The sequence below is a fragment of the Microbacterium sp. C448 genome, from assembly GCF_000582705.2.
GTDB lineage: Bacteria > Actinomycetota > Actinomycetes > Actinomycetales > Microbacteriaceae > Microbacterium > Microbacterium lacus_A.
Genome location: NZ_HG779767.1, coordinates 1 through 5,667, shown reverse-complemented (window position 1 = coordinate 5,667; position 5,667 = coordinate 1). Strand labels below are relative to the sequence as shown.

Here is a 5,667-nt window from a genome sequence, read left to right as displayed (position 1 = left end):
AATCCCTGCCAACTACTTGACGCGGGACAATTCGCCGGTGCCGTGTTCGGGGTCGCCGGTGAGGTTCCCCTCGATGGTGACCGGGATCTTGGTGGTCATCTCTGCTTCCTTTCATTGGTGAGACGCCCGGGTGGGGTCTCAGTGGGCGTGGGCCTGGCAGGTCCACGCGTCCCATTCCTGCTCGTTCGTGTTCCAGGAGCGGGGTTTTGCGGGGTCGTGTCCGCGTGCGCATCCTCCGAAGTACGCGCGGGATAGTCGGGGGATGGCGAGGCTGAGGCGTTCGTGGAACCCGATCGGCCCGAACCCGGTATCGGACCGGTCGAACGCGGCCGTGTGCGCGGCGTGCAGGGCGGAGAGTTCCTCGACGAGATGCCCGTGCTGGTACCAGCACGGCGGAACCACGGACTCGGAGATCCGATACCGAACCGTGAACCATTCCACCCACGCCCGCAACGCCTGCCATTCAGTGCGGGCATCCCGATCGGTCAGGGTGCGCCAGTCCACGACGTGCCCGCCGATCGGGGCGGAGCCGGCGTAACGGATGTCGGGTTCGAGCTCGGTTAGGTCCGCGGCGATCGCATCGTCCAGATCGATGGGGTCTTCGTAGTCATTCATGACGGGCTCCCGTCAGGGGATTGCAGAGCGGGGCGGAGGCGTTCCAGGGCGAGGCGGGTGGCGTCTCGGCGGGTGCGGTTGCGGGAGAGGACCACGTCGCGGTCGATGAGGCGGTGCAGCAGGTCATGGCAGTACGCGTGCAACGGGATGAGGTCCTCATGCGCCTCGAGCGCCTTGTACCGCCCCTGGATGATCGTCACCCCGGTGTAGTCAAGGTGGTGCAACTGCAGCTGCCTTTTCGACGCGGGACGACCGCAGGCCGCGCAGACCAGTGGCCACCCGAGCGCTGCCTGTTGGGTGAACCAGCGGTCCCGGCGGGCGAACCAGGCCGGGGAGCGGAGGAACCCGGACCGGTACAGGTTCATGATCGGGGGTTTGCGGTGGTTGCTCATTCGTCGATCACCGCCTCCGTTGCATCCGCCCGGGAGGGGGCGGACGGGCGTCGTGTCTCGAACACGTCGCGTTGCTCTTGCTCGGTCTGGTGTTTGCCGGTTTGGATGGTGGCGGCGTCGCGGCGTTCGTCCCACCCGGTGAGTTCCAGCAGCACGCTGCGCCGGTTGCGGTAGGCGAGCAGCCCGGTGCTGGGCGGGAGACGCCGGATCTCATCCACCGACATCAGGGGGCGGCGTTCGTGGTGCTCGTTGGTGGAATGCCCGGCATCCCGTGTCGTCCAGGACCGTAGCGTGCGCTGGGTGTCGCGGGTGCCGAGCAGGGATTCGATGTCGCGGAGGTGGTTCACGTGGCTGGCCCCGCCGAGGAGCACTTTCGCGGTCGCGGCGGCCCAGATCGTGTCGGCCTCCGCCCGGGACCAGGATGTCTCGGCTTGGGAGAGAGCCTGCAGGACGATGAAGGTGCAGATTCCGCGGCCGCCGCCGTCGGCCATGATGCGGGGCAGGTTCCCCCATCGGAACATGTTCGCGATCTCGTCGAGGATGAGTCCGAGCGGGTGGGTCAGGCGGGAGCCGGGGGAGGCGAGCGCCGTGGTGCGGGCGACTTCGACGATGTCATCCAGGAGAGCGCTGAGCCATCCGCCCATCGCCGATGCCCCCGACGAGGACCCGATCAAGTACAGGGTGTTCGCGGCGTTGAGGAATTCGCGCGGGTCGAACGTCGGGTCTTCGGGGTGTGGGAGCAGGGTGTCGCGGATCTGCGGGACGGCGAGCGGGGCGACGGCGCCGTGCACGCCGAACCAGATGGAGGAGACGAGTTTTTCGTCCCCGCTGATGGTGGCGTCGAGGCTGTCTCCCCACCCGGGTGTGCCGTCGGCCTTGAGGATGTCGACCGCGTCTCGGGTTTGGGCGGGGCTGGTGCCCCAGTCATACAGTTCCGCGATCGACTTCCCGCCGACGGCGGCGGCGTGCAGCAGCCGGCCCAGGACGACACCGGAGGCTTGGGCCCATTCTCCGTTCGTGGTCGAGGCGCCCAGGGCGGTGCCGGTGATGATCGCGGTCCCGCGTTGCATTGCAACCAGGGGGTTCTCGCAGCCGACGATCGGGGAGACCCGGAGCGGGTGACGGATGCCGGAGAGCCCTTGCGGGTCGAACACGTGGACGGTCCCGCGGGCCTGCCGCATCCGCATCGTCGCGGTCAGGTTGTCGTTTGTGGTTGATGTGGTGATCAGTGGTCCTGACCAGTCCACGATCGCCGAGATCAACACCCGATACCCCTTCCCGGACCGGGGCGGCCCCTCGAGGGCGACGGAGTCTTCGATGGAGACGTATACGTCTTGCCCGCGGGCGCGCCCGACTCGCCACCCGACGTCGGTAGGGGTGGGTCTGGCCAGGTCGGGGCGGAGTTGCTGGGCGCGACGCAGCACGGCGCGGGCGGAGAGATGGTCGCGGATTTCGGAGGTGCTGGCGAATCCGGTCCGGGTGCGGAGGTCCGCGATGAATGCCCGGTCCGATTCCCGGTACCGGCGCACCGCCCTCACCAGCCACACGGCGAGCCCGGCGACGAGGAGGACGGCGGCCACGTCGGCGACTCGAATCCACTCAACCGGCAGGACGCACCCGGCGGGGATTGCGTACCCGGCCGGGTTGCCGGTGATCGCCAGCCCGAGGCCGGCAAACAGGTTGCCCGGTGTGGGGCGGGTGCCGCAGACACGCCCCGTGATCGCCTCGGCGAGGAACCCGAACGCGACGGCCAGGATCACCCCGCCTGCGATGGTGATCGCGACCGTCTTCCCCAGCACACCCTGCGACATGGCCAACCCTCGCTTTCAGAGTGCCTCGGCGGCCGCGGCGGCCGCGCCCAGCCAGGCGTCTCGGGTGCGCCGGTGCAAGGCGTCGAAGCGGAGTTGCCCGGCTTTGAGGGCGGGATCGAACGGGACGATCTGGACGGCGCGGACGTGCGGGGCGAACCCGTCCGCGATCCGACGGGCCACGGTCAGAGCAGGTTCGGATTGGGTGACGATGACGACGGCATTCGCGGCCAGTGCCGCGGAACGCTCGTCACGCCCATGGAGCGCGTCCAGGAGGAGGGCGGCGGATTCGGCGGACTCGGGGGTTGCGAGGGTGGGGATCACGAGTTGGTAGGAGGAGTCGATCATCCGCAGCCACCGTTCGGCGGACTCATCGTTGCCGGAGTCGAAGATCACGAGCCGGTAGTAGCGGGCGGCGACCTGCATCAGCAAGTCGAACTCGGCCGCTTGGATGCGTTGATCGGTGGCGAGCAGTTCTGGGTTGGAGCGGAGGACGTCGTACCGGTCGGTGGCCTGGTGGTGCACGAACCGGGTGATGTCGGACACTCCTGCGGACGGGCTGAGGAGGGTGGGGGCGGCGGGGAGTAGGTCGCGGAGGGTGGTGTCGTAGAGGCCTTGTTCGGTGCGCCAGCCGAGGGTGCCGCGGGTGTCGTTGTTGTCCCAGGCGAGGACCTGCCCGCTGCCTTCCCTTGCGTAGACGGCGGCGAGCATCGCGCACGTCATCGTCTTACCGACGCCGCCTTTGCCGTTCGCGACGGCGATCGTGCGGCATCCCGCCCACTGCCGCGATACGGTCGCCGTCCACGCGGCCCGCTCGCGCTGTGCCGCCGAGGGGCGCACGGTGATTCCGAGGCGGGCGAGCGCGCCCCGCCACCAGGCAGAAGCGGCGGGAGTGTCGATGGTGGAGGTGAGGAAGGTGGGGCGTGTGGGGGACTCCACAGCCGGCAGCGGTCCTGCGCGGAGGCCATCCGGCCGTGGAGTCTGTTCCCTCACCTCCTTTCCCTGCCCCCTGTTGTGGGCGTCGTCGGAACTGCTCGTGGAGTCGGATGCGGTGGTGACAGGGGTGACCGGGGTGAGGGCCCCATCGGTGCCGATGAGGAGGTGGTGGTCGCCGCGGTCGCCGGAGGTGACCAGTTCGACCGGGGTTCCGGTGCGGCGGGCCTCGTCGGTGGCGCGGCGCAGGATCGTGTGCCGGATGTCTTCGCCCCCGGTGGCGGTGATCGGTTCGGTGTGCCCGTCGAGCGTGACGAAGGTGGCGTGGGGGCCGGTCACGGTCGCATAGGTGCGGGGGTGGGTGACGGTGCTCATGATCAGAGCTCCTCTGTGAGGTCGCGGGTATCGGGGAGGAGCCACCCGTCCAGGCTGGTTTCCGGGGTGGGGTCGGGACCGGGCCAGTAGGTGTCGAGCGTGGTGGGGTCGATCAGCCGGAGCTCGGCGTCGTTGTGGTCGGCGGGGGTGACGGCGTCGTCGGTGGCGAACAGGTCGTACTCCCACGGGGTGGAGGTGGCGAAGCAGTCCACCAGGTAGGAGTACTGGCCGACGTAGGCGAGGAACTCGCCTTTACGCAGCAGCCGGGCCATCTCCACGTGCGGGGCGGGCAGGTTCAGCCGAGTGCGGAGGGCGGTTTGTTCTTGGTGGTTGACGCGGAAGATGAACTTGTTTTCGATGTCCCCGACGATCGAGTAGGCGAGGGATCGTTGTAGGGAGTCGGCGTCGCCGACCGCGTCCAGGTCGCCCATCTTGTGCAGGATCACGATGTTGCTGATCCCGTAATGCCTGCTGAGTTTGAGCCACTGTTGGAACATCTGCAGGGATGCCAGCGAGGTCATGTCCCGCCATCCTTCTTCACGCACCACGTAGCGGGTGCGGTGGGCGGCTCGGTCGCTGATGACGGCTTGGATCCACGCGGTGGAGCACACCTGGGTCAGTTGCGCGGCCAGGTCGCCGCGGGCGAACAGTTCGCTGGTGTCGGTGACCACGATGGGGGCGTCCTGGTCGAATGTGACGGTAGAGGCGTCTTCGAACAGGCCGGATAGATCGCCCTCGACGAACCTGCGCAGCACGAACCGGGGTTGGATGGCGCCGTCCGCGGCGTGGAAGGCGGCATCCGTGTCCGCGGCGAGATGCCCGAGTTGCTCGTAGACGCCGCGCAGCGTCGGCTGGTCGCCGGTGTGTTCGATACACCGGTCGAGGGCGTCGAGGATTGCGGCATGCTCGACCGCGGTCAGCCGAGACCCGAGGGTCATTTCGATGAGGGCGATCAGGGTGCCGATGCGGCGCTGCTTGACCATCTGCTCGTGCTGCTCATCGGTCGTGTCCGTCCGGCGGGGTCCGCGGTCGAGCGGGTTGAGGCGGGTACCGGTGCCGCCGCCGAGGCGGATCACCCGCCCACCGGGGATGGCTTCGGCCACGGCCACCCATTCGCCTTTCGGATCGGAGGGGACTACGACCTGGTGCCCGAACGCGATCGACCGGGTCACGAGGGTTTTCACGGTGGCGGATTTCCCACCCCGGTACGCACCGAGCACGAGGATGTTGGTGGAGAAGGTGCCGCGTTCGGTGGAGTCGACATACGCCTCCCACGGGGAGAAATGCCACAGCGCGTCCGCGTTCAAATCCACCCCCAGGATCGGGCCCCGGTGACCGAGCCCGGAGTCGGCTACGAACGGGTAGATCCCGGCGATGTGCTGCGAGGTGGCCTGATGGGCCGGGATGACCGCTTTCGCGAGATTCCAGTACCCGCCCTGCACCAGCCCCGGCCCGAACGGACCGGGCACCGCCGCCTCCGGGAGAGAACGGTCTTTCCTCGACGACCGTGCTGGCCTCTCGGGCGGTGCCCCTTGGGCGATCTG

Annotated in this window: 5 protein-coding genes; all 5 read right to left on the bottom strand. The window is 68.6% G+C overall.

Features of this window, described 5'->3' with window-relative positions:
• Nucleotides 1-138 precede the first annotated feature (138 nt).
• On the bottom strand, nucleotides 139-615 hold the full coding sequence (locus MIC448_RS13200; RefSeq protein WP_051513879.1) for a hypothetical protein: 477 nt from the start codon (nucleotides 613-615) through the stop codon (nucleotides 139-141).
• On the bottom strand, nucleotides 612-1,007 hold the full coding sequence (locus MIC448_RS13195; protein ID WP_036300578.1) for an HNH endonuclease signature motif containing protein: 396 nt from the start codon (nucleotides 1,005-1,007) through the stop codon (nucleotides 612-614). Before MIC448_RS13195 ends, MIC448_RS13200 begins: the two co-directional genes overlap by 4 nt.
• Complete coding sequence (locus MIC448_RS13190; protein WP_036300577.1) at nucleotides 1,004-2,818, bottom strand: type IV secretory system conjugative DNA transfer family protein; 1,815 nt, start codon at nucleotides 2,816-2,818, stop codon at nucleotides 1,004-1,006. The genes MIC448_RS13195 and MIC448_RS13190 overlap by 4 nt, the downstream gene beginning before the upstream one ends.
• A gap of 15 nt (nucleotides 2,819-2,833) precedes the next feature.
• Entirely contained in the window at nucleotides 2,834-4,123 is a 1,290-nt protein-coding gene (locus tag MIC448_RS13185) for a ParA family protein (RefSeq protein ID WP_036300576.1), read from the bottom strand.
• Nucleotides 4,124-4,125: 2 nt separating this feature from the next.
• Nucleotides 4,126-5,667, bottom strand: a 1,542-nt coding sequence (locus tag MIC448_RS13180; RefSeq protein ID WP_207875942.1) for a hypothetical protein, incomplete at its 5' end; no start/stop codon positions are given.